Source organism: Nonomuraea aridisoli (assembly GCF_003236395.1).
GTDB lineage: Bacteria > Actinomycetota > Actinomycetes > Streptosporangiales > Streptosporangiaceae > Nonomuraea > Nonomuraea aridisoli.
This window is the reverse complement of sequence record NZ_POUD01000626.1, coordinates 1-630: the sequence shown is the minus strand read 5'-3', so window position 1 is coordinate 630 and position 630 is coordinate 1. Positions and strand designations below refer to the sequence as shown.

Annotated in this window: 1 protein-coding gene; it reads right to left on the bottom strand. The window is 72.4% G+C overall.

The window, feature by feature from the left end; all coding sequences use genetic code 11:
- Window positions 1–430: P1 family peptidase (locus C1J01_RS48460; RefSeq protein WP_181449394.1), on the bottom strand; the 430-nt coding region annotated here is incomplete at its 3' end.
- Window positions 431–630 lie beyond the last annotated feature (200 nt).

The following is a 630-nucleotide window of genomic DNA, read 5'->3' as shown; positions in this document are numbered from 1 at the left end:
GGGGTTGGGTGGTGGCGGCTTGGTAGGCGGCGGTGCCGAAGGTGGCGTCGGGGACGGCGCGGAAGGAGCCGCCCCGGCCGAGGTCGAAGATGACGGCGGCCGGGACGATCGGGACGGCGCCGCCCGCGACCGGGTAGCCGATGCCGGCGTCGGCGAGGCGGTCCATGACGCCGCAGGCCGCGCTCAGTCCGAACGCGCTCCCGCCTGACAGGACCACGGCGTGCACCCGCTCCACCAGGTTGCGCGGGTCCAGAAGTTCCGTCTCACGGGTGCCGGGTGCGGCTCCTCGTACGTCGACTCCCGCGACGGCTCCATCGGCGGGCGCCAGGACGACGGTGGTCCCGGTACGGTAACCGTCCCCGACCCGGTGCGCGTGGCCGATCCGCAGCCCCGCCACGTCGGCCAGCGAGTTCGTCGGTCCAGGCCGCATCAGAAGCCCGCCCGCGTCACAAGCCCGGCCGGCATCACAACCCCAGCCAGCGTCACAAACCCAGCCGACGCCACAAATCCGCCCGACGGCACAAACCCTGCCGGCGCCACAACCCCAGCCGACGTCACGAACCCGGCCGGCGTCACAAGCCGGGCCGGGGGTGGGGTGGTCAGTGGTGTGACTGTCTCTTATACATATCT